This window comes from Glycomyces amatae (assembly GCF_020991375.1).
In the GTDB taxonomy this organism is placed as follows: domain Bacteria; phylum Actinomycetota; class Actinomycetes; order Mycobacteriales; family Micromonosporaceae; genus Glycomyces; species Glycomyces amatae.
Genome location: NZ_JAJLQZ010000008.1, coordinates 78,888 through 105,050, shown reverse-complemented (window position 1 = coordinate 105,050; position 26,163 = coordinate 78,888). Strand labels below are relative to the sequence as shown.

Here is a 26,163-nt window from a genome sequence, read left to right as displayed (position 1 = left end):
GCGCCGTTCCGCACGGCCGAGGGGACGGGGCGCCGCCGTCGCGTGAACGGCACCGTCCCCGGCGGGCCCGCCCTCAGGGAATGAAGACGCAGTACTCGCGCAGGTGGTGCTCGAACGTCGGGCTGATCTCGACCACGAGCATCACCTCGCCCAGGCTCCCGAACGGCCCGGACCGCTCCACCCGGTCCTGGATCTGGCGGGCGCTGCGCTCGGTCACCCCCGGCAGCGTCACCAGGACCCACGGCGGGGCGTGGTTGAGGTCGACCAGACCGCCGTCGTCGAACTGCCGCGGCAGGTCCGGGCGCCCGATGCCGAGCCGCTTGGCCAGCATCGGGTCGGCGCCCGCCGTCCGGCGGGCCTGCTCGCGCAGCCGCCGCGCCCGGTCCACGACCTCGTCGCCCGACAGCCGCGCCACCGGGATCGTCGGCCCCGGCGGCGGCCACACCGCGGACCGGATCAGCAGCAGGTGCGCGGTGGCGCCGAGCGAGGTGATGACCACGGCGAACGAGAAGACCGTGTTCGCCCAGTCCGGCGGCGGGTAGTCGTACGCGCCGATGGCGCCGCACCCGGCGATGATCAGCGCCGAGTGGAGCACCAGGGCCGCGAGCGTCAGGTTGTCGCGCCGCTTGGCGAGCGCCGTGGCGAACCCGATCGGCGCGCCGAACCCGAACGTCAGGAGCGGCATGAACGCCCACAGGTAGGTGCCGAGGCTCCGCCAGAACCCGTGCGCGCGGCGCTTCGCGCCGTCCACGGGAGGGGCGTGGGGACCGGGGGCGGTCATCGAGGAGGACTCCCAGGCGAGACGAGGGGCGGGACCGGGCCCGCGGGGGGCGGTGCGGACCAGGTCCGCAGCAGCCGTTCGGCCTCGATGGTATCGGCATCGGCCGGTCCGAGCCCGGCGGCCATGTCGCGCACCAGCTCCGACAACCGGTGGTGCGCCTCGGGCCCGCGGCCCAGGGCCGCGAGCATGTCCACGGCGACGCGCCGCGACCGCAGGGTCGACCGCGCCCGCTCGCCCTCCAGGCGCCGCTGCCGCTCGATGACGCTCGACAGTCCCGCCAGCGCGCTGGCCGCGTTCCCCATGCACGCCAGGCACTGCGCCGCCCGCATCTGGCAGTGCAGCGCCAGCGCCGGGTCGGGCGTCTCGAAGGTCTCCGCGAGCGAGCGGAACGCCGAGAGCGCCCCGCCGAAGTCCCCGGCCGCGTACGCCCGGTCGGCCCCGGCCAGGAGCTCGGCCCGGTCGGCCCCGGCCGCACCGGTCCCGGCCGCGGCCCGCACGGCCTCGCGCGCCACCCACCGGGGCGCGAGCGGGGCCCGGAACGGCCAGGTCGGGTCGCCGCAGTCGCGCGCGGGCGCGCCGGAGACCGGTGCGGCGGCGAGCATCGCGGCCAGGTCGAGGTGGACCGCGGCGGCGTCCGAGCCGCGCTCGGCGGGCTCCTTCGACAGCAGGCGCGACACCAGGGCGTCCAGTTCGGACGGCAGGTCGGGGCGGGTGCGGCGCACCGGGTCGGGCAGCTCGCGCAGGTGCGCGGTCTGGACCTCGTAGGCCGAGCCGCGGTCGGCGAACAGCCGCTCGCCGGTGGCCATCTCGTACAGGAGCGCGCCGAGGGCGTAGAGGTCGGCGGCGGGCCCGGCGGGCTGGGCGCGGATCTGCTCGGGCGCCATGTAGTTGAGCGTCCCGGGCTTGTCGCCGGTGGCGGTCAGCCGGGCGGCGTCCGGCTCCAGGACGGCGGCGATGCCGAAGTCCACCACGTGCACCAGGCCGTCGGGGCCGACGATGATGTTGGCGGGCTTGAGGTCCCGGTGGATCACCTGCCGCGAGTGGGCGGCGGCGAGCACCGAGGCGAGCTGCGCGCCGACGGCGAGGACCCAGTCGGCGGGCAGGGCGCCGGTCTCGTCGAGCAGGTCGCGCAGGTTGAGGCCGGGCAGGTAGGCCATGACGAGGAACAGCTCGCCGGAGGACTCGTCGAGCCCGGCGTCGAAGATCGCGGGCACGCCGGGGTGGCCGATCTGGGCGGTCACGCGCGCCTCGCGGCGGAAGCGCGCCGCCGCCTCGTGCCGGCCCGGCCCTTCGAGCAGGTCGGGCTTGACCACCTTGACGGCGACCTCGCGCTCCAAGTGGACGTCGACGCCCTGCCAGACCCGGCCCATGCCGCCCGCGCCGACCGGCCGCACCAGCTGATAGCGGCCGCCGACGACTTGGAGACTACTCACGTCGACAAGCATGCCCGGCCGGTGCTCGGGCGCGGCGGCCGTACCCCCGGCGGCGGTGACGCCGGTCGCCGCCCGGCACCGGACCCCAAGCGGGCCTTGGGCACCGCGGCCACCGGCCCGGCCTTCGGAGCGCGGGGCCCGCCCGGCGCGGGGCCGGGCGGGCCGGAGCGGACGGCGCCGCTGCCGGTTTCCCGGAGAGTGCTCCGGCTTTTAGGCCGGAGGTGGATCCGGGGCGATTGCCTGCTCGCGGTCCCGCGCCAGCGGGACCGCGAGCCTAACTCGGCCGCTGTTGCCCTTCGATATACCGGCGCACCACGTCCAGGGGCGCGCCGCCGACGCTGGCGGCGAAGTACGAGCCCGACCACAGCCGCTTGGCCTTCCAGTAGTGGTGCTCCAGCTCCGGGTACTCCTGGCGAAGCCTGCGCGAGGAGACGCCCTTCAGACTGTTGACCAATTTCGAGACGGCGACCTTGGGCGGGAAGTTCACCAGCAGGTGTACATGGTCCGTTTCACCGTTGAACTCGACCAGCTCGGCCTCGAAGTCCGAGCACACATCCCGCATGACCGCCTCCATCCTGGTCAGGTGATGGTCGGTGAAGACCCGATGCCGGAACTTCGTGACGAAAACCAAGTGCGCGTGCATCGCGAAAACACAATGGCGGCCGGTGCGTACCTCGAAATCAGTGCCCATAAACCAACAGTTTAGGATCCTCATGTGCTCTTGCGGTACCGGTACCGGATCTACCCGACAGCTCCCCAGCGGCAATCGCTGGCGCGCTCGTTCGGGTGCGCACGCGTGGTCTACAACGACGCCGTGGCCGCCAGGAAGCACGCGCACCGCGAGGGCCTGCCCTACCCGGCCACAACCGCGCTGTCGAAGGCGCTGATCACCGACGCCAAGCACACCACTGAGCGGGCATGGCTGTCCGAGGTGTCGGCGGTGGTGTTGCAGCAGGCCCTGGCCGACGCCGACCGGGCATACAAGAACTTCTTCGCCTCCATCAAGGGCAAGCGCGCGGGCTCGCGCATCGGGCCGCCCCGGTTCAAAAAGCGCTCGAACACGCAGTCGATCCGCTTCACCCGCAACGCCAGGTTCGCTGTGCTGGGCAATGGCCGGTTGCACCTGCCGAAGATCGGCAACCTCAAGGTGGCCTGGTCGCGTGACCTTCCGTCCGCGCCCAGCTCGGTCACGATCATCAAGACCCCCACCGGCAGGTACTACGCCTCGTTCGTCGTCTTGGTCGACGACGGCGCAGAGCTGGCCGAGCCGATCCCGGACGAGGACGCCGAGACCGGGATCGATCTCGGGCTCAAGTCGTTCGCAGTGCTGCGCGGAGGCAAGGTCATAGACTCGCCGAAGTTCTTCCGCAAGCTGGAGCGCAAGCTCAAGAAAGCCCAGCGGGCCCTGTCGCGCAAGACCAAGGGCTCGGCGAACCGGGCCAAGGCCCGCATCAAGGTCGCGAAGATCCACGAGAAGATCAAACACACCCGCGCCGACTGGGTAGATAAGCAAGTCCACCGCATCGTTGCCGAGAACCAAGGCATTTACGTGGAAGACCTGCATGTCAAGGGGCTTGCGAAGTCCCGCATGTCCAAGTCGACAGCGGATGCAGCGTTCGGGATGTTTCTGACACGGCTCGAATCCAAGGCCGCCCGCACTGGGCGCACTTTCGTGAGAGTCGACCGGTACTTCCCGTCCACCCGGTCGTGCTCGGCCTGCGGTGCCCTCACCGGACCCAAGGGGCTGAAAGGGCTGAAGGTCCGCACGTGGGTGTGCGAGTGCGGAGCCGAACATGATCGGGATGCCAACGCTGAGATCAACATCAGACGCGAAGGCAAACGTCTGGTGGCCGCCGGGCAGGCGGACACCTGAAACGCCTGCGGAGGGCCGGTAAGACCGGGGAGACCCGGCGCAGCCCGTCGAAACAGGAACCCACCCGTAGCCGGGCCGTACCAACGGACCGCAAGCCGGGAATCTCCTCCCTTCAGGGAGGAGAGGATGTCAATCGCAGTCCCAGACGACGGCGTTGAGGACGTGCCGGCCGTCGGCGTCCTCGCCCGCGTAGACGTTCCCGGCGATCACGGAGCCGTCGGCGCTGATCTGGTCGGCCCTGTCGCCGAAGTAGTTCTCGGCCGGGTCCCAGACGCCCGGCAGCTCGACGGGCTTCCCGCCCTGGTCCTGGTAGGCCGCGTGCGGGAAGGCGTCGCCCGCGGCGGTGCCCTTGGCGCTGACGGCGACCGGGCCGCCGAGGCCGGTGACCTCGGCGGTGCCCTCGGCGAGGTTCCAGACGACGCCGACGCCGTCGAGGCCGGGCGCGCTCAGGTAGCCGGAGGCCCAGTCGCCGTTGAGGTCCGAGACGTAGGCGTGCGCGGTGGCGGGGTCGACGCCGTCGGGCAGCGGCAGGTGGGCGCCGGTGCCGTCCGCGTCCCACGCGTAGGGCGTGAAGTCGCCCTCGGCGTCCTCGTAGTAGCCGACGACGGTGCCGTCCTCGCCGATGTCGGTGGCGGTGCCCGAGCCGGCGCCCTCCGGCAGCGGCAGGTCGACGGGCTTCTCGCCGCCGGCCGGCCAGACCACCGGCACCTGCGGGTACTGGCCCCGGGCGCCGGCGATGTCGCCGCGCTCGTTGATGCCGTTGGCCTCGCCGCCGTCCTCGGCCGCCAGCTCGACGAGCGCGCCGTCGCGCCACGCGTAGGGGACCACCCCGTCGAGGAAGGTGAACCCGGCGCCGTCGCCGGAGGCGTTGACGTCGGCGATCTGCTGGTCCTCGCCGGGGATCGGGACCTCGGTGACCTCGCCGTCCGCGTACAGGAGCGGGTAGCGCTCGTAGCCGTGGTCGGCCGGGTAGGCGCGGTAGGCGACGACGGAGCCGTCGTCGCTCATGCCGGTGACGAACGTGAATCGAAGGCCTTCGGGGATCGGGAGGGTCTCGATCGCGCAGGCCTGCGGCGCGCCGGTCTCGGCGGCCGCGGCCCCCTGGACGGGCAGCGTGATCGCCCCGGCGGCGGCGGCCACCGCGGTGGCCGCCATGAAGGCCTTGCGGCCCTTGGTCGTTCGTTTCGCCGTGGTTGACATGGTGGCGTCGTCCCTTCGGGAAGCGGGTGCGTCGAATCCGGTGATTTCGACATCACTACGACGCTGCTCACACTTCGGCGGGTTGCCCGGGTGCGCCGGATTCTTCGCTTTCGGCCGCCTGCCTCGCACGACGCGCGCTCCTTGCCGCGGCGCCGCGCCCTGAAACTGTCAACAACCCGGGGCATTTCGCCCTACGGGACACTTGCGACTCACCCGGGCTGCGATGAAACGCCTGCGTAACACGTATGTTCGGGTCGAAGTATTTCCACGGCCCGCGTTGACTGCGGCCTGTGTCTGACGCTACAGTTCTTCACAATCACCCCCCACCGAGTGAACGTGCACTCACCCCCACAGGTGAACCCCAAAGTGGTAGGGAGCCATATGCCGACGGTGATCTCAGACCCCCGGAGCATCCGACTGCGGACAGTGGACGGCCTCAGCGCCCTCGGCATCCCCGCGCCCCCCGCGCAGTTCCCCATGCCCTTCCCCTCCGGCAAGCTCCCGCGCCTGCGCCCCCGCGGCCACATCGAGGCCCGCGCCGCGATCCTCAACATCGTCCAGGCCCGCGTCTTCGACATGCCCGAGGAGCTCGCCATGCGCTGGCTCCTCGACGCCCACGTCCTCGACCACCTCGCCCCCGACGAATGGGGCTTCATCGCCTGCGGCAGAGGCGAACGCGCCCGCTACGCCGACCAGCTCGAGAGCCTCTACGCCGTCGCCTGGCTGCTCGGCCTCGTCGACCACCTCGACCCGGCCGTGCCCTGCGCCGAGGACCTCCCCGAGATGCTGCCCGACCTGCGCCGCCCCGAGTCCTTCGGCTCCTGGCGGGACCGCCAGCTCACCCCCACGCGCGACGCCGGGGTCGTCGCCGAGATGCTCGACCTCTACTACTGCCTCGACTGGGTGTGCGACCAGGCCCGCCGCGCCGGGCAGGCCCCGCCGCGCGGCGTCGACGACAGCCTCGTCTGGCACCGGCGCTGGGCCCTGGAGTGGGCCGTGGTCTTCGCCGACGAGCGCCCCGTCCACTGGGACGAGGTCCGGTTGTGACGACGGCTCCCGAAACGCCCTGACTATATTCATGGGATGAATCCGAAGCCGCTTACCCACGAACAGATCCGCTCGGCCCCCAAGGTCGTGCTGCACGAGCACCTCGACGGCGGCCTGCGCCCGCAGACGCTCATCGAACTCGCCCACGAGATCGGCCACACCCTGCCCGCGAACGAGCCCGAGGCCCTCGCGAACTGGTTCTTCGACGCCGCGAACTCCGGCACCCTCGAGCGGTACCTGGAGACCTTCGCGCACACCGTCGCCGTGCTCCAGACGCCCGAGCACTGCTTCCGCGTCGCCTCGGAGGCCGCCCAGGACCTCGCCGCCGACGGCGTCGTCTACGCCGAGATCCGCTACGCCCCCGAGCAGCAGCTCCTCGGCGGCATGAGCCTCGAAGCGGTCGTCGAGGCCACCCTCGCCGGGTTCGCCGAAGGCGAGCGCCTCGCCCAGGAGGCGGGCAACCCGATCATCGCGCGCACGATCCTGTGCGGCATGCGCCACGCCGACCGCACCCTCGAGATCGCCCAGCTCGCGGCCGCCTACCGCGACAAGGGCGTCGTCGGCTTCGACATCGCCGGCGGCGAGATCGGCAACCCGCCCGAGCGCCACCTCCCCGCCTTCACCTACCTGCGCCACGTGTCCATGCCGTTCACCATCCACGCCGGCGAGTCCGTGGGCACCCCCTCGATCAAGGGCGCGGTCGCCGTGTGCGGCGCCAGCCGGATCGGCCACGGCATCAAGCTCATGGAGGACATCGACCTCTCCAGCGACGAGCCGAGGCTCGGCCGGGTCGCCGACTACATCCGCGACCGCCGCATCGCCCTCGAGGTCGCCCCCTCCTCCAACCTCCAGACCGGCGGTGCGAAGACCCTCGCGGAGCACCCGATCAAGCAGCTCTTCGACCTCGGCTTCCGCGTCACCGTCAACAACGACAACCGGCTCATGAGCCGCACCCACACCTCCCGCGAGTTCCAGCGGCTCTCCGAGACCTTCGGCTGGGGCTGGGCCGAGGTGCGCCGCTGCACCGAGAACGCGATCAAGGCCTCGTTCCTGCACTACCCCGAGCGCCGCCGGATCCTCGAGGCGGTCATCCGACCCGCGTACGCGGCGCTCGAGGCATCCGAATCAGACTCCGAGTAACCTCGGCTGCATGCACGTTTACACCGCTCCCGTCGTCGTCCCCGTAGCGGGCGAGCCGATCCGCGAGGGTGCGATCGGGGTCGACGACGGGCGCATCGCCTACGTCGGCCCCGCCGCCGACGCCCCCGAGGCCGAGGGCGCCACCGCCTTCGACGGCATCGTCGCGCCCGGACTCGTCAACGCCCACACCCACTTGTGCTACACCGCCTTCGCCGACATGTACGGCAACGAGAAGGAGTTCTTCGAGTGGATCCAGGAGTTCGCCCGCCGCAACCCCGAGACCGCTGACGAGGTCTGGAAGGCCTCGGTCCGCCAGGGCATCGAGGAGTCCCTCGCCCACGGCGTCACCGCCGTCGCCGACATCGTCACCCCCGCCGCCGCCTTCGAGGCCCTCTTCGAGTCCGAGCTCGCCGGCGTCGCCTACTGGGAGGCCTGCTTCATCGACGACGCCGCCTGGGAGGTGCGCCGCAGCGCCTGGCGCGACGTCGTCACCGACAACCGCGCCGTCAACAACTCCGACATCGCCGTCGGCATCAGCCCCCACACGCTCTACACGCTCGGCACCGAGGTCGGCAAGAGCCTCGCCGAACTCGCGCGCACCCTCGACATCCGCCTCCACCCCCACCTCGCCGAGACCAGCCACGAGGACATGTTCGTGCGCCGCGGCTCCGGCCCCTTCGCGTTCATGAACCGCCGCGCCGGGCTCGAACTCGAGATCGCCGACGGCGGCGCCGGGCACTCCCCGGCCACGCAGATGGACAAGGTCGGCTGGCTCGGCGCCGACGCCCATGTGGCCCATGGCGTGCACCTCGACAAGGCCGACCGCGAACTCCTGCGCTCGCGCGGCACCGCCGTCGCCCTCTGCGCCCGGTCCAACGCCCGCCTCGAAGCGGGCGAGCCGCCCGTGGCGGACCTGCGCGCCGAAGGCAACACCGTCGCGATCGGCACCGACTCGCGCGCCTCCAGCCCCGACCTCGACGTCGCCGCCGAATGGCCCGTGCTCCGCCGGCTCGCGCTCGCCCAGGGCGACGGCGGCGAAGGCCTCAACGAGTGGCTCGTGCGCGCGGCCACCGAAGGCGGTGCGAAGGCCCTCGGCCGCAGCGACATCGGTGTCCTCAAGGTCGGCGCCCGCGCCGACCTCGCGGTCTTCGACGTCCCCACCGAGGGCGACCCGTACGCGGCCCTCGTGACCGGCGCGGCGGGCAACTGCACCGCCACGGTGCTGAAGGGGAAGCTGCTCAAAGGGGATCCGCTCGAAGACCAACCGTCTCAAGACGAACCGCTCGAACCCTAGACCCGACCCCCCTCCTTGACCGCGGGCTTCCATGACCGCCGCTCTCCGGTCGTGCTCGCCGATGCCCTGCCGCTCTCCTCTCCTCGGCATCGTCGGACCGCCTGGCCGAGCCCGTCGGCGGTGGCGGTCCGCCGGGCCCGGCCCCGTGGCGCTCGCTCAAGTCTGCGCCCGCGAACCTGAAGCGGACCTGAAGCCGCCTGAAGGCGGCTTCAGGTAACGCTTCGGTCTCGTTGCTTGTCGATCGGGCCCGCTTCCGGAATGCTGAATGAGGCCGCCGCGGTGGTACTCGTGAGCCGCGAGTTGTCACATTGGCGTGACGGGCCGGAGTCTTGATTCACCGGAGAGGCCGAGCCTCTCTGTGTATCCCCTGGAGAAGGCGGGGCGCGCGGACGCCGCGCGCCCCGCCGCCACGGGAACGTCCCCTCGGCGTCGCCGCCGAAGCGCCGCGACCCGCCCGGCGACCGGAAGGGCGCGCCGCCGCTCGGCGCTCTGCGGAGTGCATGCTCGGTGAAGCGCACCGCGCGACCGTCCCGCCCGGCGCATAGCCCCCGCCGTCCACACCGAACTCCCGACGCACCGGGACGCCGCGCCCAAAAGCGTCGGAACCAGCGACTATCCGGCCTTCGTGACGATGCGGCCGCTCCCTGTGATCATCGGCACGCCCTAGTTATCGGATGGGTTACGCGCGATAACGGTTCGGTTTCATAGATCGACATCACAGCCTTCATGCGTCAGTGTGGTCCTGTAGCGCAGGCCGCACTCGGGGGATCTCTCAGCGTCGTCCCAGCCGAGCACCGCCCGCGCGAGTTCCGAACCGACGACGAGGAGGCTCAGGTGATCCGCTCACCCCAGTTCGAAGCCGCGCCTCTCGCTGCGCCCCAGGCGCTCTCGTCCTCGGTCGCACCGCACGCCTCCCTACCGGGCGAGCGCGCGGCCCTTCCCTGCTCCCTCACGGCCGCACGCGCCGCGTAAACCCCACGCGCGCCCGATATAACCCCTTGATCCGCCGGGGCCCACACCGACAGGGCTCCGGCGGATTTTCTCGCCGGGGTGTGGAAGGCTGTCGGTGTGATCGAAGCGAACGAAGCGAATACGCCGCGTAAAGAGCCGGGTCGCATCGCGGCCATGTTCGACCGCGTCGCACCGGGCTACGACCGCACCAACACCGTCATGGTGGCCGGGCAGGACAAGCGCTGGCGCAAGGCCACGCGCGAGGCCCTGAGCCTCCAGCCGGGCGAGCGCTGCCTCGACCTGGGCGCGGGCACCGGCGTCTCCACCGCCGAGCTCGCCAAGTCCGGCGCCGACGTCGTCGGCGTGGACTTCTCCCTCGGGATGCTCAAGGCCCACAAGGACCGCCAGGTCCCGCTGGTGAACGCCGACGCGCTGCACCTGCCGTTCGGCGACGGCACCTTCAACGCGGTGACCGGCTCCTTCTTCATCCGCAACGTCGTCGACCTCGACGCGTGCCTGGCCGAGATCCTGCGGGTCCTCGCCCCGGGCGGGCGCATGGTGCTGTGCGAGGTCTCGCAGCCGGTCTGGAAGCCGTACCGCAAGGCCCACGGGGTGTTCGTCAAGCACGTCCTGCCGAAGGTCGCCTCGCGCGTCGCCTCCGACCCCGATGCGTACCGGTACCTCGCCGACACGACCATGGCCTGGCCCGACCAGTCGGCCCTGGCCGACCGCATCGTCAAGGCCGGCTTCCGCAAGGTCGCCTGGCGCAACCTCGCCGGCGGCGCGGTCGCCATGCACCGCGGCTTCAAGTAGGCCGGAGGCAGCCTCCGGCCCTTCGGGGCCCGGGTGGGATGGGCCCCCGGTCGCAATCGTGCCCGCGGGGTGCGACAGTCCGCTGTTCGAACGGCGGGTCGTGGGAACGCGTTAGTCGCCTTCCCTCGACAGGGGCGCCTCCGTTTTCGGTGTCTCCTTTGCAAGCGTTTCCAAGCTGGACCGGCTGGACCGGCTGGACCGGCTGGACCGGCTGGACCGGCTGGACCGGCTGGACCGGCTGGACCGGCTGGACCGGCTGGACCGGCTATACTATTCGGGACATCTTCTACGTCCGGGAGGGGATGATTCGGATGGCTAAAACCACGGTCGACATCAATACGGAACAGATGGAACGGGCCCAGGCGATCCTGGGGACCACCACGATCAAGGAGACCATCGACGTCGCGGTGCGCCGGGTCCTCGCTGAAGAGGCCAGGGAACGGTTCATCGACCTCGCTTCGAGCGGCTACTTCGCCGAACTCGCCGACCCCGAGGTGCGGCGGAAGATCCGCTCGTGACCCAATACCTGGGCGACACCAGCGCATTGTCGCGCTGGGGTCTGGAACCGGTGAAGGCGCGACTGGACCCGCTGCTGCGCCGCGGGCTCATCTCGATCTGCGACGCCACCGAGTACGAGCTGTTGTTCAGCGCTCGCGATCGTGCCGAGCGAAGCCACCTCAAAGCGGTCATGATTCCTGCTTTCCCATGGGTCCCCATGGGCGACAATGTATTCGCAGAGGTATTGGATCTCCAGCAGCAGCTCACGGATGCCGGAAGGCATCGCTGCGCGTCGATGGTCGATGCCCTGCTGGCAGTGGTGGCCGCGCGGGAGGGCCTGACGATCCTGCATTACGACCGAGACTTCGAGACCATCGCGGCCGTCACGGGCCAACCTGTCGAATGGGTGGTCGAGCCGGGCACGGTCTTATCCGCAGGGCCTCTGAACGGGAACGCGCCGCCCGCGCCTCCTCGGTGCGCGGCGGCGCGGACGGCGCAGCGGGCGGGGACCATGACGATCACCGGCCCGCGGCCTCGGGTTCAGTTCAGCTGGAACGAGCGCTTCGACAGGCCGAACCAGTACCCGTCGATCACCGTCTTCGCGGCCTGCTCCTGCTCGCTCGCCGCGCCGTAGGTCACGAACAGCGGCACGTAGTGGTCCACCGTGGGGTGCGCGTACGGCATCCCCGGCGCCTGCGACCGGTAGCGCGCCAGCTCCTCGACGTCCCCGCGCGCCAGCGCCTCCGAGGCCCACGCGTCGAACTCCGCCGACCACCCCGGCACCCGCTCCGGGTGGCGGAAGTCCACGAACGGCAGCCCGTGCGTCATGAAGCCCGACCCCACCACCAGGTACCCCTCCTCGCGCAGCGGCCGGAGCCGCCGCCCGATCGCCATGAGCCGGTCCGGGTCGTGCGTCGGGATCGACAGCTGGAGCACCGGCAGGTCCGCCTGCGGGTACATGACCTTGAGCGGCACCCACGCGCCGTGGTCGAGCCCGCGGCTCGCGTGCCGGTGGAGCGGTTCGGCGTCCGGCATGGCGGCGGCCACGCGCCGGGCCATCGCGCTCGCGTCCGGCGTCTCGTACCGCATCGTGAAGTACCGCTCGGCGAAGCCGCCGAAGTCGTAGACCAGCGGCGTCCCGGCCGCCGGGCTGGAGATCATGAGCGGCGCGGCCTCCCAGTGGGCCGAGACGATGAGCACGCCCTTGGGCCGCGGCAGCCCCTGCGCCCACGCGAAGAGCTGCGCCATCCACTCGGCCTCGTCGAACAGCGGCGGGGCGCCGTGGCTGAGGTAGAGCGCGGGCAGGGGGCCGTCCTCGGGGGTCCAGTCGCGGCGGTCGGCGGCGCGGGGCGCGTCGGTCTCCATGAAGGCGTCGAAGGCGGCGCCGGGGCGGGCTGGCATGGCCACTCCAAATCATTGAATCTTCAATAAATACTACTCGTATTCCTTGAGCCATCAACCAGTGAAGTTAAGCTTGCGGCATGAGTGATGCGCCGTGGTTGGACGACGAGGAGATGGCGACGTGGCTGGCGTTCGTGGGCCTGGTCTCGCGACTCCCCGCCGCCCTCGACGGCCAGGTCCGCAGCGACGCCGACGTCAGCTACTTCGAGTACACCGTGCTCGTGGTCCTCGAGCACGCCGAGGACCGCACCATGCGCATGAGCGACCTCGCCTACCTCGCCAACGGCTCCCTCTCGCGGCTCTCGCACGTGGCCCGGCGCCTGGAGCAGGAGGGCTTCATCCGCCGCTTCGCCTGCCCCACCGACGGCCGCTCGACCCTCGCCGCCCTCACCGACGCCGGCCTCGAGAAGCTCGCCCAGGCCGCCCCCGGCCACGTGAAGCTGGTGCGCGCCCTGATCTTCGACGAGCTCACCCGCGACGAGGTGCGCCAGCTCGGGGCCCTCTCCCGGCGGCTGCTCGACCGCATCCAGCCCTGACCGCGGCGTATGCGCGTGATCACCCCGATTTGCGGGCCCTCGATATAGTGGGCTAGATCTCCTTTCGTTCGTACCCCCCGAGGAGCCCGCAATTGCATAACCCGAGTCCGTCGCCGGCGGTGCGCGATGACCGGCGCTGACGTCTTCGCCATGGACCCCGACGAGGTCCACCGCTCCGTCGAGGTCCTCTTCGCGATCGAGGCCGAGGCCCGCAGCCAGGCCACCGCCATGGCCGAGGCCAACGCCCGGGCCTGCGGCCCCCTCAAGGACGCGGGCACCGCCCTCGGTCCCGCCCTCGAGGCGGCCGGCGAGTGGTGGCGGACCCAGCGCGCGGGCGGCTTCGCCCGCCTCCTCGGCAACACCGGCGAGTACCTCGCCGTCTGCGCCGAAGAGGCCGTCGAGGTCGACGAGTTCACCGCCGGGACCTTCGCGGCCCTCGCCGACACCGACCGCTACCCCGGCCGGTAGCCCCGTGAGCGAACTGACCTGGGAGCACCTGCGCGACCTCGACTGCGGCGCCGTCCGCTCCCTCGGCGACTCCTGGCAGTCCTACACCGAGCAGCAGCTGGTCCATCCCGAGCGGCTCCGCGCCGACGTGGTCGGCGGCCACCTCAGCGTCGAGCACTACGAGTCCGACACCGCCGCGACGGTCCGCGACCAGATCGACATGACCGCCGACCGCTACGAGGACGACCTCTCCGACTACGCCCGCACCCGCGTCGCCACCACCCTCTTCGAGGCCGCCGACGCCCTCGAGAAGGAGCAGGCCGAGCTCGAGGAGCTCGTCCCGCTCATCGAGGCGCACGGCATGGCGATCGAGGGGGACCGGCACGAGTACGACGTGAACCTCTCCGGCGACCTGCACCGCGCGATCCTCACCCTCGATCCGCCCCAGTGGCTGTGCGACAGGTGCGGGGTGCGCAAGCCCGACGGCTTCTGGGACTGGGACACCCTCAAGGTCCTGTTCGACGGCGCCGACCTCTACGGCACCGCCGTCGGCCTCGCGGGCCAGTACCAGGACTGGCTCCGCGCCGTCATGTCCCGCGCCCACGACGCCGACGACGAGGCCGCCGCCGCGCTCACGGCGATGAGCGAGCACCCCGGCGAGCTCCCGCCCGAGCTCGGCGCCGCCTACGACGACCTCGTCGACGACTACCGGGAGGCGCTCTCCCAGGAGGTCGCCGACGAGGCCCGGGCCATCGCCGAAGGCGCCTCCGACCTGTCTCCCGAGCAGGTGAACCAGTGGTGGGAGGGCCTGTCCGAGGCCGAGCGCGAGGCGCTCGCCGAGGAGCACCCCGAGTGGGTCGGCCCCGTCGACGGCATCCCGGCCGCCGCCCGCGACACCGCCAACCGCGCCCTCCTCGACGACCGGATCGGCGGCCTCGACTCCCGGATCGCGGACAAGGAGCGAGCCCTCGCCGGCATGGACCCCGGCTCGGACGCGTACGAGCGGGCGAAGGAGGAGCTCGACGGGCTCGAGACCGACCGCCGGGAGCTGTCGGACCTCCGCGGCGAGATCACCGACCGGGACGGCGGCCCCGGCACCCACGGCGAGACCGGCCAGCCCTACCACCTGCTCGGCTTCGACACCGAGGGCAGCGGCAAGGCGATCGTCGCCATCGGCGACCCCGACACCGCCGACAACGTCAACGCCTACGTGCCGGGCACCGGCGGCGGCCTGGCCGGCTCCGGCGCCGGCCTGCTCGACCGCGCCCGCACCATGGCCTCCGACGCCCAGTTCTACCGCCCGGACGAGCAGACCGCGACGGTCCTGTGGATGGGGTACGACGCGCCGGACGACCTGATCGAGGCCACCGACGACCGGTGGGCCCGAGAGGGCGCCGAGAACCTGGAGCGGTTCACCCGGGGCGTCCGCGCCACCGCCGAGGGCGAGCCCGCGAACCTGACGCTCACCGGCCACTCCTACGGCTCGACCGCGGTCGGCGCCGCCGCCTCCGGCCAGGGCGTGGAGGCCGACAACCTCGTCTTCGTGGGCTCGCCGGGCGTCGGCGTCGACACCGCCTCGGCGCTCGGCGTCGACGAGGGCGGCGTGTGGGCCTCGACCAACGACGAGGACATGATCCAGTACGCGCCCGTCCACGGGAACGCGCCGGTGAACGAGGACTTCGGCGCCGGCACCTTCACCAGCGACTCGCCGCGCGAGGCGAGCTCCCCCTGGAGGTTCTGGGAGGGCGCGACCGAGAACCACGGCTCGTACTGGGACACCGACGAGTCCGCGACGGGCCCCAACACGGCCAGCCGCCAGAACCAGGCCTACATCGTCACCGGCCAGGAGGCCATGGTGCGATGAGGCCCGCCGCCGACCTCCGCAGGCCGCGCACCGCCGGGCGGCGCGCGCGGTTCGCGCTCGCCGCAGCGGCGCTCGCGATCCTCCCCGCCGCCTGCTCGAACCCGAAGGGACCCATGGAGACCGCACCGCCGGAATCGGCGTACACCCAGGCCGAGGCCTACGCCCCGATGGAGGCCGCCGCCGCCGAGGCGGTCGCCGCGCTCCCGGACTTCCCCGGGTTCGAGCAGCGCAGCTGGGCCGAGATGCCCTGCAGCCGCGGCGGCGTCGACGACCCCGACTACACGAGGATCGAGATCCGGTACCGGTTCTCACTGCCCGACTCGGGGGCGCCGCTGGTCCGCGAGCGGTACGTCGAGCTGCTCCGGGACCACTGGACCGGGCTCGGCTACGAGATCACCGCCGACGACGCGGTCGAAGGCGGGGAGCGCACCGACCGCAACCTGGTCGCGCTCCGCGAGGACGGCATCAGCCTCTGGTACGCGGTCGGCGGGTACGCGGGGCTGTTCATCGACTCCGGCTGCGTGCCCGTCAGCGACGCCGGCGACATCGAGTACGTCCCCCCGACCGGGGGCGTCGCCCCCGGCGGCCCCGGCGACCTCGTCGGCGACTACTTCCCCGAAGGCGTCCCGGCCGCCCGCGAGGCCGTCGCCCCCTTCGAGCCGCCCGCGGACTACGGCGACCACCTGTGACCGCGGCCCACACCCCAGCGGCACAGGGGAGGAGCGCGGCCTCCGGGGACGCGAAACGCCCGGTCCGGCCCCCCGGGTGCCGTCGGGGGATCGAACCGGGCGCGCGTCGTCGTGCTACGCGGCGAGGGCGGCGCGGCCGGCCTTGATGGCCGCGGCGGTCGCCACCACGCGCTCGGCCTGGGCGGTGGCCCCGGCGAGCGTGGTCTCGTCGATGTCGTAGCCGTTCCAGTGCGAGACGCCGTACGGCGAGGCGTTCGCGAACAGGGTCTCGTTCGCGTAGCCGGGGGCGACGATGATGCCGCCGAAGTGGTGGAACGAGTTGTAGAGGGCCAGCAGGGTCGACTCGTTGCCGCCGTGCTTGCCGGAGGCCGCGGCGAAGCCGGAGTAGACCTTGTCGGCCAGCAGGCCCTGGAACCACTGCGGGCCGAGGGTGTCGATGAACTGCTTGAGCTGCGCCGCGACGTTGCCGTAGCGGGTCGGGGAGCCCATGATGACGGCGTCGGCCCAGAGGATGTCCTCCGCGGTGGCCACGGGGATGTCGGCGGTGGCCTTGACGTTCTCGGCCCACGCCGGGTTCGAGTCGATCGCGGCCTGCGGAGCCAGCTCGGCCACGCGGAGCAGGCGGACCTCGGCGCCGGCCTTCTCGGCCGAGGAGGCGATCTGCTTCGCCAGGGCGGTCACGTTGCCGGTGGCCGAGTAGAAGATCACGGAGACCTTGACGGGCTCGACGGTCATGCGTTCCTCCAGGAACTGATAGTTCAGATTTGAATTACCCATCGACCATAGCGGCGCCGCCCGTGAAGTTTCAAATTCGAACGATGTGGCGCTCGACACGCTCCCGCCCGGAACGCCCCCTTTTCAGATTCGCCCGCGCGAGCGGGCCGCCGACCGTGTTACGAGAGTGTTTCCAGGCATCGAAAGTTGTCCGGTGCATCGACTGTCGCCTTTGTCACGTGCCCTCATGACGTCGCTCCAGGCGCTCCCTTCGCTTCCGCCACTCTGGTTCAGGCACGCCTGTTCGCGTCGTGACCTCGAATAATGACAACTTAGGTGGACCTAAGTGACAGGGCGTAGATAGCGGAGTTCTAGACTTGCGGCAAACGCTTGTGAACAGCTTCACAAGCAGGCTGATCGTTACGAGGATCACCACCCCAAACGCCTGAGAGGACGCCCGTGACCACTCACGCAACCCCGGACGCCGACGTCATCGTCGTCGGCGCCGGCCCCGGTGGTGCGGCCTCGGCCTACCATCTGGCCGCCCGGGGCCTCGACGTACTCCTGCTGGAGAAGACGCACTTTCCCCGCGAGAAGGTCTGCGGCGACGGCCTCACCCCGCGCGCCGTCGCGCAGCTGCTCAAGATGGGCGTCGACACCGAGGCCCCCGGCTGGGTCCGCAACCGCGGCCTGCGCGTCGTCGCCGACGGCGCCGCCATCGAGCTCGACTGGCCCGCCCTCGAGCACTTCCCCGACTACGGCCTCACCCGCACCCGCCTCGACTTCGACCAGATCCTCGCCGACCGGGCCGTGGCGGCCGGCGCGAAGCTCCTCACCGGCGCCAAGGTCACCGCCCCCGTCTTCGACCTCGCCGGCCGCGTCGCGGGCGTCACCGCCGTCCGCGACGGCGAGCACGTCACCTTCCGGGCCCCCCTGGTCATCGCCGCCGACGGCGTCTCCGGCCGCCTCGCCCTCGCCCTCGGCCTCAAACGCGACGAGAAGCGCCCCATGGGCGTCGCGGTCCGCCAGTACTACCGGTCCGCGGCCAAGCACGACGACGACTACCTCGAGTCCTGGCTCGCCCTGCGCACCGCCGCCGAACCCGACGTCCTCCAGCCCGGCTACGGCTGGATCTTCGGCCTCGGCGACGGCCGCGTCAACGTCGGCCTCGGCGTCCTCAACTCCTCCGAGGGCTACGGCAAGACCGACTACCGGGCCCTGCTGCGCGACTGGCTCGCCAACACCCCCGAGGAGTGGGGCCTCGCCGACGAGGCCAACGCCGACGGCCCCGTGCGCGGCGCCGCCCTCCCCATGGGCTTCAACCGGACCCCGCACTACAGCCGCGGCCTCATGCTCGTGGGCGACGCCGGCGGCATGGTCAACCCCTTCAACGGCGAGGGCATCGCCTACGCCGTCGAGGCGGGCGAGGCCGCCGCGCAGGTCGCCGCGGCCGCCCTCAAGGCCCCGAACACCCCGCGCCGCGAGGCGATCCTCCGCTCCTACGCGGGCCGCATGGACGAGCTGTGGGGCTCGTACTACCGCATGGGCGGGATCTTCGTGCAGCTCATCGGCCACCCCACCGTCATGCGGCTGTGCACCGAGCACGGCCTCCAGCGCCCAGCGCTCATGCGCGTCGTGCTGAAACTGCTGGCCAACCTCACCGACCGGCCCGGCCGCGACACCGCCGACCGGATCGTCAACGGGATGCGCCTCGTCACGCCCGGACTGGGCCGGGCCAAGGCCCGGTCGGCAGGCCGCGCCCATGCCGCTCGAGCCGATGACCGGCTCGCAAGCCTCACCGAAAGGAGGGTCTGAGCCGATGGAAGTCTACGTACCGGTCGTCATCATGTTCGCGATCGGACTGGGGTTCGGCGTCGTCTCGGTGGTCGCCTCGCGCATCGCCGGCCCCTACCGCAGGAACCGCGCCAAGGCCGACCCCTACGAGTGCGGCATCGAGCCCGCGCCCACGACCGCGGGCCCCACCAAGTTCCCGGTGAAGTTCTACCTCACCGCCATGCTGTTCATCGTCTTCGACATCGAGATCATCTTCCTCGTGCCGTGGGCGGTCCACCACGACGTGCTCGGGATCTTCGGGTTCTGGGCCGTGTTCATGTTCATCGCCGCGCTGTTCGTCGCCTACGCCTACGAATGGCGCCGCGGCGGACTGGACTGGGACTGAGGCATCAATGGGTGTAGAAGAGAAACTCCCGCAGGGCATCATCCTCACCTCGGTCGAGGCCCTCGTCAACTGGACCCGCCGGGCCTCGATGTGGCCGGCCACGTTCGGCCTCGCCTGCTGCGCCATCGAGATGATGGCCACCGGCGCCGCCCGCTACGACACCGGCCGCTTCGGCATGGAGGTCTTCCGGGCCTCCCCGCGCCAGGCCGACCTCATGATCGTGGCCGGGCGCGTGAGCCAGAAGATGGCGCCGGTGCTGCGCCAGATCTACGACCAGATGGCCGAGCCCAAGTGGGTCCTGTCCATGGGCGTGTGCGCCACCTCCGGCGGCATGTTCAACAACTACGCGATCGTCCAGGGCGTCGACCACGTCGTCCCCGTCGACATGTACCTCCCCGGCTGCCCGCCGCGGCCCGAGATGCTCCTCGACGCGATCCTCAAGCTCCACGAGAAGGTCCAGCACGAGCCGCTGGGCGAGAAGCGCCGGCAGGCCCTCGCCGACCTCCCCGAGCCCGTGGTCAAGCCCGGCGCGATGCCCTCCTCCTACCGCTTCGACAAGCAGCGCAAGAAGGAGTGGACCGAGGCGGTCAAGGCCGGCGACGAGGAGCAGCTGCGCATCCGAAAGGCGGTGGCCAAGCGATGAGCACCGAACCCGCCGACCCGACCGGCACCGGCGAGTCGGGCCCCGGCGACGTCCAGCCCGTCGGCGTCCAGCGCCAGAAGGGCCTCTTCGGCGCCACCGACACCGGCGACACCTCCGGCTTCGGCGGCCTCGTGCGGGCCGCCCCGCTCGGCGCCGAGATCGCCTCCACGGCCGAGCCCCTGGGCGGCTACTTCGACGAGGTCGTCGGGGCGCTGCGCGACCTGCTCGGCGACGACGTCACCCGCGCGGTCGTCGTCGACCGCGGCGAGCTGACGATCTACATCGCCCCCGACCGCACCGCCGAGGTCTGCAAGGCCATGCGCGACGACGAGGCCCTGCGGTTCGAGCTGTGCAACTCGGTGTCCGGCGTGGACTACCCGGACCGGCGCAACCGGCTCCACGTGGTCTACCAGCTGACGTCGATGACCTACCGCCGCCAGGTCCGCCTGGAGACCGCCGTCGGACTCGACCACCCCGTGGTCCAGTCGGTCGCCGCGGTCTACCCGACCGCCGACTGGCAGGAGCGGGAGGCCTACGACATGTTCGGCGTCGTCTTCGAGGGCCACCCGCACCTGACCCGCATCCTCATGCCCGACGACTGGGAGGGCCACCCGCAGCGGAAGGACTACCCGCTGGGCGGCATCGCAGTCGAGTACAAAGGCGCCCACATCCCTCCGCCGGACGAGCGGAGGGCCTACAAGTGACCGTCTACCGGATCTCCCCACGGGGAGCGCGGGGTGGCGAAGCCCCCCGCGAGAAGCGGCCCAGCCCGCCGCCCGACGAGAGGAGGGCCTGCAAGTGACCGCCACTGAGAACGCCCAGGACGCCTACGCCGCGGAGCGCGACACCACCGAGGGCCGCGTCTACACCGTCACCGGCGGCGACTGGGACGAGCTCGTCGCCTCGGTCGACCCGGTCAACGAAGAGCGCCTCATCGTCAACCTCGGCCCGCAGCACCCGTCCACGCACGGCGTGCTCCGCCTGGTCTGCGAGCTCGAGGGCGAGACCGTCCGCTCGGTGCGCCCCGTCATCGGCTACCTGCACACCGGCATCGAGAAGAACCTCGAGTACCGGACCTGGACGCAGGGGACCACGTTCGTCACCCGCGCCGACTACCTCGCCCCGATCTTCAACGAGACCGCGTACTGCCTCGCCGTCGAGAAGCTCCTCGGGATCGAGGTGCCCCGGCGGGCCGAGGTGATCCGCGTGATCATGATGGAGCTCAACCGGATCAGCTCCCACCTCGTGGCCCTCGCGACCACCGGCATGGAGCTCGGCGCGCTGTCGATGATGATCTACGGCTTCCGCGACCGCGAGAAGATCCTCGACATCTTCGAGGCCGTCTGCGGCCTGCGCATGAACATGGCCTACGTCCGGCCCGGCGGCGTCTCCCAGGACCTCCCGCGCGACGGCGTCCAGATGATCCGCGACTTCATCGACTACATGCCCCAGGGCCTCGACGACTACGAGGGCCTGCTCACCGGCAACGCCATCTGGCAGGAGCGCACCCAGGGCGTCGCCTACCTCGACGTCTCCGGCTGCCTCGCCCTCGGCGTCACCGGCCCCGTGCTCCGCTCCGCCGGGCTCCCCTGGGACCTGCGCAAGACGCAGCCGTACTGCGGCTACGAGGAGTACGACTTCGAGGTCCCGACCCACAACGGCGCCGACGCCTGGGCCCGGTACCTCGTCCGCCTCGAGGAGATCCGCCAGAGCCTGCGCATCATCGAGCAGGGCCTCGACAAGCTCGAGCCCGGCCCGGTCATGGTCGAGGACAAGAAGATCGCCTGGCCCGCGCAGCTCGCCCTCGGCGGCGACGGCATGGGCAACAGCCTCAACCACATCCGGCACATCATGAGCCAGTCGATGGAGGCGCTGATCCACCACTTCAAGCTCGTCACCGAGGGCTTCCGGGTCCCGGCCGGGCAGGTGTACACCGCCGTCGAGGCCCCTCGCGGCGAACTGGGCATCCACGCCGTCTCCGACGGCGGCACGAGGCCGTTCCGCGTCCACATGCGCGAACCGTCCTTCATCAATCTGCAGGCCATCCCCGCCATCTCCGAAGGCGGCCTGCTCGCCGACGTCATCGCGGGCGGGGCCTCGCTCGACCCGGTCATGGGAGGTTGCGACAGGTGAACTACCCGGAGAAGATCCGCGAGCAGGCCGAGGCCATCCTCGTGCGCTACCCCGAGGGCCGCGAGCGCTCGGCGCTGCTGCCGCTGCTGCACCTCGTGCAGTCCCACGACGGCTACGTCTCGGACGAGGGCATCGCCTTCTGCGCCGAAGCACTGGGCATCACCAAGGCCCAGGTGCAGGCGGTCTCGACCTTCTACACGATGTACAAGCGCGAGCCGGCCGGCGACTGGCTGGTCTCGGTATGCACCAACACCCTCTGCCAGTCCAAGGGCGGCCAGAAGGTGTTCGACGCGCTCAGCGACGAGCTCGACGTCGGCCACGACGAGACCACGCCCGACGGGAAGATCACGCTCGAGCACGCCGAGTGCCTCGCCGCGTGCGACTACGCGCCCGTCGTCACCGTCAACTACGAGTTCTTCGACGAGCACGACGAGGCCAAGGCCGTGGAGCTGGTCCGCGAGCTGCGGGACGGGCGCCGCCCGATCCCCACGCGCGGCGCGCCGCTGTGCACGCTGCGCGAGCTGTCGGTGCAGCTGGCCGGGTTCGACGAGGAGCGCACGGCCGGGCTCGAGGGCAACGCCCACGGCGACGCGACGCTCGCCGGGGCCCGCCTGGCGGCCGAGGCCGGCGTCACCGCGCCCGCCTACGACCCCGCCGCGCCCCTCCTGACCAAGGAACCCGAGGAAGCGAAGTGAGCGTAACCGTGCCCGGTCCCAGGCGGCCCCGCGAGGACGTCCTCAGCAAGCTCAAGCCCGTGGTCACCAAGCGCTGGATGTCCCCGGGCGCGTGGAAGATCGACGTCTACGAGCAGCTCGAGGGCTACCAGGCCCTGCGCAAGGCCCTCGGCTACTCCCAGGCCGACCTCATCGCGTTCATGAAGGAGTCCGGCCACCGCGGCCGCGGCGGCGCCGGCTTCCCCGTCGGCATGAAGTGGCAGTTCGTGCCCGACGACGGCCAGGAGCACTACCTGGTCGTCAACGCCGACGAGGGCGAGCCGGGCACCTGCAAGGACCTGCCGCTGATGATGAACGACCCGCACTCGCTCATCGAGGGCATCGTCATCGCCTCCTACGCCATCAAGGCCTCCCGCGCGTTCGTGTACGTGCGCGGCGAGGCGATCCACGCCGCCCGCCGCCTGCGCCACGCCGTCCGCGAGGCCCGCGAGGCCGGGTACCTCGGCAAGGACATCCTCGGCTCCGGCTTCGACCTCGAGGTCGTGATCCACTCCGGCGCGGGCGCGTACATCTGCGGCGAGGAGACCGCGCTCCTCGACTCGCTCGAGGGCAAGCGCGGCCAGCCGCGGCTGCGCCCGCCGTTCCCGGCCACGCACGGGCTGTACAACAAGCCCACGTGCATCAACAACGTCGGCTCCATCGCGGCCGTCCCGCACATCGTGCTCGGCGGCGCCCAGTGGTGGAAGGACCTCGGCTCCGAGAACGCCGCGGGCACGATGATCTACTCGCTGTCGGGCCGCGTCAAGCACCCCGGCCAGTACGAGTGCTCCATGGGCACCACGCTGCGCGAGCTCATCGAGCTCGCCGGCGGGATGACCGAGGGCCACGAGCTGAAGTTCTTCACCCCCGGCGGTTCCTCGACGCCGATGCTCTCGGCCGACTCGATCGACGTCCCGCTGGACTTCGACAACGTCGCCAAGGCCGGGTCGATCCTCGGCACCACCGCGGTCATGATCTTCTCCGACCAGGACTGCCCGGTGGTCGCCTGCTGGCGGTGGCTGAAGTTCTACCAGCACGAGTCCTGCGGCAAGTGCACCCCGTGCCGCGAGGGCAACTACTGGATGGTCCGCGTCTACGAGCGCATCCTGTCGGGCCGGGGGTCCCTCGGCGACCTCAAGCTCCTGGAGAGCGCCTGCAAGAACCTCCTCGGCCGCTCCTTCTGCGGCCTCGGCGACGGCGCGACCTCGTGCGTCACCTCGTCGCTGAAGTTCTTCAAGCAGGACTACCTCGACTACATCGAAGGTCACAAGCCGGCCCTCTTCGACGCCGAGAAGATCGGAGCGCACTGAACATGACCGATCAAGTCACCTTCACCATCGACGGTGTGGAGGTCACGGTCCCCAAGGGCACCTTGATCATCCGGGCCGCCGAGCAGCTCGGCATCGAGATCCCCCGGTTCTGCGACCACCCGCTGCTCGAGCCGGTCGGCGCCTGCCGCCAGTGCCTGGTGGACGTCCCCGACATGGGCAACGGGCGCGGGATGCCCAAGCCCGCGGCCTCGTGCACGACCACTGCCATGGAGGGCATGGTCGTCAAGACCCAGCACTCCAGCGAGGTCGCGAAGGAGGCCCAGGAGGGGATCATGGAGTTCCTCCTGATCAACCACCCCCTGGACTGCCCGGTCTGCGACAAGGGCGGCGAGTGCCCGCTCCAGAACCAGGCGATGAGCACCGGCCGCACCGAGACCCGCATGGAGGCGGCCGACAAGCGCACCTACAAGAAGGCGCTGCCGATCTCCTCCCAGGTGCTCCTCGACCGCGAGCGCTGCGTCCTGTGCGCCCGCTGCACCCGCTTCTCCGACCAGGTCGCCGGCGACCCGTTCATCGAGCTCATGGAGCGCTCAGCGCTGGAGCAGGTGGGCGTCTACGAGGACGAGCCGTTCGAGTCCTACTTCTCGGGCAACACCGTCCAGATCTGCCCGGTCGGGGCCCTCACCGGCTCCCAGTACCGGTTCCGCTCGCGCCCGTTCGACCTCGTCTCCAGCCCGAGCGTGTGCGAGCACTGCTCGGCCGGGTGCGCGCAGCGCACCGACCACCGCCGCGGCAAGGTGCTGCGGCGCCTCGCGGGCGAGGACGCGGCCGTGAACGAGGAGTGGAACTGCGACAAGGGCCGCTGGGCCCACTCGTACGCCGACGCCGCCGACCGCATCACCAAGCCCATGGTCCGCGAGGCCGACGGCTCCCTGCGCGAGGCCTCCTGGCCCGAGGCCCTGCGCCGGGCCGCCGCGGGCCTCGCCGGCGAGGAGACCGGCCGCGTCGGGGTCCTCCCCGGCGGCCGCCTCACCGTCGAGGACGCCTACGCCTACGCCAAGTTCGCGCGCATCGTCCTGGGCACCAACGACATCGACTTCCGCTCCCGGCCGCACTCGACCGAGGAGTCCGAGTTCCTCGCCCACGCCGTCGCGGGGGTCTACCCCTCCAGCGGCGCGGTCACCTACGAGGACCTCGAGCAGGCCCCGGTGGTCCTCACCGTGGGCCTCGAAGTCGAGGAGGAGTGCCCGATCGCGTTCCTGCGCATGCGCAAGGCCGTGCGGGCGCACGGCCAGCGCGTGCACGTGGTCGCGCCGTTCGCGACCCGCGGCACCGGCAAGCTCGACGCGAACCTCATCGAGGCGCTGCCCGGCGAGGAGGCCGAGCTCCTCGACGGCTGGCAGCGCGGCGGCTACGTCCGCGACGCCCTCGCCGAGGACGGCGCGGTGATCCTCCTCGGGGAGCGCCTCGCCACGGTCGAAGGCGCGTTCTCCGCCGCCGTGAAGCTGGCCCGCGCCACCGGCGCGCGCCTGGCCTGGATCCCCCGGCGCGCCGGGGACCGCGGCGCGGTCGAGGCCGGCTGCCTGCCCGGGCTCCTGCCCGGCGGCGGGCTCGCCTCCCACGCGGCCGACCGCGAGCAGCTCGCCGAGTACTGGGGCGTCGCGTCCCTGCCCGGCGGCGACGGGCGCGGCGCCTGGGACCTCCTCCAGGCCGCCGCGGACGGCGAGATCGACGCGCTCCTGGTGGGCGGCGTCGACCCGTACGACTTCGCGGACGCCCCGGCGGTCGAGGCGGCGCTGTACGCGGCCCGCTTCGTGGTCTCCCTGGAGATCCGGCACTCGGCGGTCACCCGCGTCGCGGACGTGATCCTCCCGGTCGCGCCGGTCACCGGCAAGGACGGGGCCTACTTCGACTGGGAGGGGCGCCTGCGCACCTTCGAGACGGTGGTCCCCACCGACCTCATGAGCGACCACGCCGTGCTCGACACGCTCGCGGCCGCCATGGGCGTCGAGCTGGGCCTGGCCCAGACGCGCACCGTGCGCGCCGAACTGGCCGGCCTGCCCGACCCGATCACCCGCCAGGAGGCGCCCGAGTGGGGCTTCGACAAGCCCGCGCGGTCCGGCGAGGACGGCAAGGCGGTGCTCGCCACCTGGCGCCAGCTCCTCGACGGCGGCTCCATGCAGGAGAACAACCCGCACCTGGCCGGCTGCGCCCCCGACCCGGTGGTGCGCCTGAGCGCGGCCACCGCGAAGGCGATCGGCGCGGTCGAGGGCTCGGGCGTCACGGTCGCCACGGCGATCGGCGGGATCACGCTGCCGCTGGCGGTGACGGACATGCCCGAGGGCGTGGTCTGGCTGCCGCAGAACGCGCCCGGCCGCGGCATCTACCGCCACCTGGGCGCCGGCTCGGGCGACGTGGTCCAGATCCGGGCCTACCCGAACGTGCCGCGCCCGGCCGCCGCCGAGCCCCCGATCGGCTCGCAGGCGTCCCCGGGCGGCGAAGTAGAGGCGGTCGAGGCATGAACGAGCTGCTCCTCCTGAAGA

24 protein-coding genes and 1 pseudogene are annotated in these 26,163 nt (G+C 71.5%); 19 read left to right on the top strand and 6 right to left on the bottom strand.

The window, feature by feature from the left end; genetic code table 11:
• Positions 1-73: 73 nt before the first annotated feature.
• The 3 genes from LO763_RS14570 to tnpA all read right to left on the bottom strand — a co-directional run bounded on the left by LO763_RS14570 (position 74) and on the right by tnpA (position 2,905).
• Positions 74-781 carry a ComEA family DNA-binding protein gene (locus LO763_RS14570; protein WP_230603296.1) on the bottom strand — a complete coding sequence of 236 codons (708 nt, stop codon included), beginning with the start codon at positions 779-781 and terminating at the stop codon, positions 74-76.
• Complete coding sequence (locus LO763_RS14565) at positions 778-2,214, bottom strand: serine/threonine-protein kinase (RefSeq protein ID WP_230603294.1); 1,437 nt, start codon at positions 2,212-2,214, stop codon at positions 778-780. The genes LO763_RS14570 and LO763_RS14565 overlap by 4 nt, the downstream gene beginning before the upstream one ends.
• A 274-nt stretch (positions 2,215-2,488) precedes the next feature.
• Positions 2,489-2,905 (bottom strand): IS200/IS605 family transposase, encoded by a 417-nt coding sequence (gene tnpA / locus LO763_RS14560; RefSeq protein ID WP_230603292.1) that lies wholly within the window; start codon positions 2,903-2,905, stop codon positions 2,489-2,491.
• Positions 2,906-2,929: 24 nt separating this feature from the next.
• On the opposite strand from tnpA, the gene LO763_RS14555 reads away from it, so the two are divergent.
• On the top strand, positions 2,930-4,087 hold the full coding sequence (locus LO763_RS14555; protein WP_230603290.1) for an RNA-guided endonuclease InsQ/TnpB family protein: 1,158 nt from the start codon (positions 2,930-2,932) through the stop codon (positions 4,085-4,087).
• 129 nt (positions 4,088-4,216) lie between these two features.
• Here LO763_RS14555 and LO763_RS14550 read toward each other — a convergent pair whose 3' ends face one another.
• On the bottom strand, positions 4,217-5,287 hold the full coding sequence (locus LO763_RS14550; RefSeq protein WP_230603288.1) for a hypothetical protein: 1,071 nt from the start codon (positions 5,285-5,287) through the stop codon (positions 4,217-4,219).
• A 426-nt stretch (positions 5,288-5,713) separates the two neighbouring features.
• On the opposite strand from LO763_RS14550, the gene LO763_RS14545 reads away from it, so the two are divergent.
• From LO763_RS14545 to LO763_RS14520, 6 genes are all read left to right on the top strand, one after another.
• Positions 5,714-6,334 carry a DUF4272 domain-containing protein gene (locus LO763_RS14545; RefSeq protein ID WP_230603286.1) on the top strand — a complete coding sequence of 207 codons (621 nt, stop codon included), beginning with the start codon at positions 5,714-5,716 and terminating at the stop codon, positions 6,332-6,334.
• 36 nt (positions 6,335-6,370) lie between these two features.
• Complete coding sequence (locus LO763_RS14540; RefSeq protein WP_230603284.1) at positions 6,371-7,474, top strand: adenosine deaminase; 1,104 nt, start codon at positions 6,371-6,373, stop codon at positions 7,472-7,474.
• A gap of 10 nt (positions 7,475-7,484) precedes the next feature.
• Positions 7,485-8,768, top strand: coding sequence for an amidohydrolase family protein (locus tag LO763_RS14535; RefSeq protein ID WP_230603282.1), 1,284 nt, complete (start codon positions 7,485-7,487; stop codon positions 8,766-8,768).
• A 1,125-nt stretch (positions 8,769-9,893) separates the two neighbouring features.
• Positions 9,894-10,532, top strand: a complete 639-nt coding sequence (locus LO763_RS14530; RefSeq protein ID WP_230603280.1) for a class I SAM-dependent methyltransferase — start codon at positions 9,894-9,896, stop codon at positions 10,530-10,532.
• Between the two features lie 158 nt (positions 10,533-10,690).
• A complete protein-coding gene (locus LO763_RS14525) occupies positions 10,691-11,050 on the top strand; it encodes a hypothetical protein (protein ID WP_230603278.1) in 360 nt (119 codons plus the stop codon).
• Positions 11,047-11,664, top strand: a complete 618-nt coding sequence (locus tag LO763_RS14520) for a PIN domain nuclease (protein WP_230603276.1) — start codon at positions 11,047-11,049, stop codon at positions 11,662-11,664. The genes LO763_RS14525 and LO763_RS14520 overlap by 4 nt, the downstream gene beginning before the upstream one ends.
• Here LO763_RS14520 and LO763_RS14515 read toward each other — a convergent pair.
• On the bottom strand, positions 11,571-12,431 hold the full coding sequence (locus LO763_RS14515) for a dioxygenase family protein (protein WP_230603274.1): 861 nt from the start codon (positions 12,429-12,431) through the stop codon (positions 11,571-11,573). The genes LO763_RS14520 and LO763_RS14515 overlap by 94 nt on opposite strands.
• Positions 12,432-12,511: 80 nt before the next feature.
• On the opposite strand from LO763_RS14515, the gene LO763_RS14510 reads away from it, so the two are divergent.
• The 4 genes from LO763_RS14510 to LO763_RS14495 all read left to right on the top strand — a co-directional run bounded on the left by LO763_RS14510 (position 12,512) and on the right by LO763_RS14495 (position 15,967).
• On the top strand, positions 12,512-12,967 hold the full coding sequence (locus LO763_RS14510) for a MarR family winged helix-turn-helix transcriptional regulator (protein WP_230603272.1): 456 nt from the start codon (positions 12,512-12,514) through the stop codon (positions 12,965-12,967).
• A gap of 126 nt (positions 12,968-13,093) precedes the next feature.
• Positions 13,094-13,435, top strand: a complete 342-nt coding sequence (locus tag LO763_RS14505) for a hypothetical protein (RefSeq protein WP_230603270.1) — start codon at positions 13,094-13,096, stop codon at positions 13,433-13,435.
• A 4-nt stretch (positions 13,436-13,439) separates the two neighbouring features.
• Positions 13,440-15,278 carry an alpha/beta hydrolase gene (locus LO763_RS14500; RefSeq protein WP_230603268.1) on the top strand — a complete coding sequence of 613 codons (1,839 nt, stop codon included), beginning with the start codon at positions 13,440-13,442 and terminating at the stop codon, positions 15,276-15,278.
• Entirely contained in the window at positions 15,275-15,967 is a 693-nt protein-coding gene (locus tag LO763_RS14495; RefSeq protein ID WP_230603266.1) for a hypothetical protein, read from the top strand. The genes LO763_RS14500 and LO763_RS14495 overlap by 4 nt, the downstream gene beginning before the upstream one ends.
• A 114-nt stretch (positions 15,968-16,081) precedes the next feature.
• Here LO763_RS14495 and wrbA read toward each other — a convergent pair whose 3' ends face one another.
• On the bottom strand, positions 16,082-16,702 hold the full coding sequence (gene wrbA / locus LO763_RS14490; RefSeq protein ID WP_230603264.1) for an NAD(P)H:quinone oxidoreductase type IV: 621 nt from the start codon (positions 16,700-16,702) through the stop codon (positions 16,082-16,084).
• Between the two features lie 438 nt (positions 16,703-17,140).
• Here wrbA and LO763_RS14485 point away from each other — a divergent pair.
• The 8 genes and pseudogenes from LO763_RS14485 to LO763_RS14450 all read left to right on the top strand — a co-directional run.
• A pseudogene (locus LO763_RS14485) lies at positions 17,141-18,409 on the top strand (geranylgeranyl reductase family protein); the annotation flags it as partial.
• A 91-nt stretch (positions 18,410-18,500) separates the two neighbouring features.
• The gene (locus tag LO763_RS14480) at positions 18,501-18,860 is read left to right on the top strand and encodes an NADH-quinone oxidoreductase subunit A (protein WP_230603260.1); all 360 of its coding nucleotides are present in this window, start codon (positions 18,501-18,503) and stop codon (positions 18,858-18,860) included.
• A 7-nt stretch (positions 18,861-18,867) separates the two neighbouring features.
• A complete protein-coding gene (locus tag LO763_RS14475) occupies positions 18,868-19,503 on the top strand; it encodes a NuoB/complex I 20 kDa subunit family protein (protein WP_369431993.1) in 636 nt (211 codons plus the stop codon).
• Entirely contained in the window at positions 19,500-20,207 is a 708-nt protein-coding gene (locus tag LO763_RS14470) for an NADH-quinone oxidoreductase subunit C (protein ID WP_230603259.1), read from the top strand. The genes LO763_RS14475 and LO763_RS14470 overlap by 4 nt, the downstream gene beginning before the upstream one ends.
• 94 nt (positions 20,208-20,301) lie before the next feature.
• Positions 20,302-21,636 carry an NADH-quinone oxidoreductase subunit D gene (locus tag LO763_RS14465; RefSeq protein WP_230603257.1) on the top strand — a complete coding sequence of 445 codons (1,335 nt, stop codon included), beginning with the start codon at positions 20,302-20,304 and terminating at the stop codon, positions 21,634-21,636.
• The gene (gene nuoE / locus LO763_RS14460) at positions 21,633-22,331 is read left to right on the top strand and encodes an NADH-quinone oxidoreductase subunit NuoE (RefSeq protein ID WP_230603255.1); all 699 of its coding nucleotides are present in this window, start codon (positions 21,633-21,635) and stop codon (positions 22,329-22,331) included. Before LO763_RS14465 ends, nuoE begins: the two co-directional genes overlap by 4 nt.
• Positions 22,328-23,659 (top strand): NADH-quinone oxidoreductase subunit NuoF, encoded by a 1,332-nt coding sequence (gene nuoF, locus LO763_RS14455; RefSeq protein WP_230603254.1) that lies wholly within the window; start codon positions 22,328-22,330, stop codon positions 23,657-23,659. Before nuoE ends, nuoF begins: the two co-directional genes overlap by 4 nt.
• A gap of 2 nt (positions 23,660-23,661) precedes the next feature.
• Positions 23,662-26,142, top strand: coding sequence for an NADH-quinone oxidoreductase subunit G (locus tag LO763_RS14450; protein WP_230603252.1), 2,481 nt, complete (start codon positions 23,662-23,664; stop codon positions 26,140-26,142).
• Positions 26,143-26,163 lie beyond the last annotated feature (21 nt).

Excerpts from the sequence above, each read along its gene's own strand:
- LO763_RS14515 (WP_230603274.1), bottom strand. The coding sequence starts at position 12,431 with ATGCCAGCCCGCCCCGGCGCCGCCTTCGACGCCTTCATGGAGACCGAC.
- LO763_RS14530 (WP_230603280.1), top strand. The coding sequence starts at position 9,894 with ATGTTCGACCGCGTCGCACCGGGCTACGACCGCACCAACACCGTCATG.
- tnpA (WP_230603292.1), bottom strand. The coding sequence starts at position 2,905 with ATGGGCACTGATTTCGAGGTACGCACCGGCCGCCATTGTGTTTTCGCG.
- LO763_RS14540 (WP_230603284.1), top strand. The coding sequence starts at position 6,371 with ATGAATCCGAAGCCGCTTACCCACGAACAGATCCGCTCGGCCCCCAAG.
- LO763_RS14510 (WP_230603272.1), top strand. The coding sequence starts at position 12,512 with ATGAGTGATGCGCCGTGGTTGGACGACGAGGAGATGGCGACGTGGCTG.
- LO763_RS14550 (WP_230603288.1), bottom strand. The coding sequence starts at position 5,287 with ATGTCAACCACGGCGAAACGAACGACCAAGGGCCGCAAGGCCTTCATG.
- LO763_RS14480 (WP_230603260.1), top strand. The coding sequence starts at position 18,501 with ATGGAAGTCTACGTACCGGTCGTCATCATGTTCGCGATCGGACTGGGG.
- LO763_RS14475 (WP_369431993.1), top strand. The coding sequence starts at position 18,868 with ATGGGTGTAGAAGAGAAACTCCCGCAGGGCATCATCCTCACCTCGGTC.
- LO763_RS14505 (WP_230603270.1), top strand. The coding sequence starts at position 13,094 with ATGACCGGCGCTGACGTCTTCGCCATGGACCCCGACGAGGTCCACCGC.
- wrbA (WP_230603264.1), bottom strand. The coding sequence starts at position 16,702 with ATGACCGTCGAGCCCGTCAAGGTCTCCGTGATCTTCTACTCGGCCACC.
- LO763_RS14450 (WP_230603252.1), top strand. The coding sequence starts at position 23,662 with ATGACCGATCAAGTCACCTTCACCATCGACGGTGTGGAGGTCACGGTC.
- LO763_RS14570 (WP_230603296.1), bottom strand. The coding sequence starts at position 781 with ATGACCGCCCCCGGTCCCCACGCCCCTCCCGTGGACGGCGCGAAGCGC.
- LO763_RS14470 (WP_230603259.1), top strand. The coding sequence starts at position 19,500 with ATGAGCACCGAACCCGCCGACCCGACCGGCACCGGCGAGTCGGGCCCC.
- LO763_RS14495 (WP_230603266.1), top strand. The coding sequence starts at position 15,275 with ATGAGGCCCGCCGCCGACCTCCGCAGGCCGCGCACCGCCGGGCGGCGC.
- LO763_RS14535 (WP_230603282.1), top strand. The coding sequence starts at position 7,485 with ATGCACGTTTACACCGCTCCCGTCGTCGTCCCCGTAGCGGGCGAGCCG.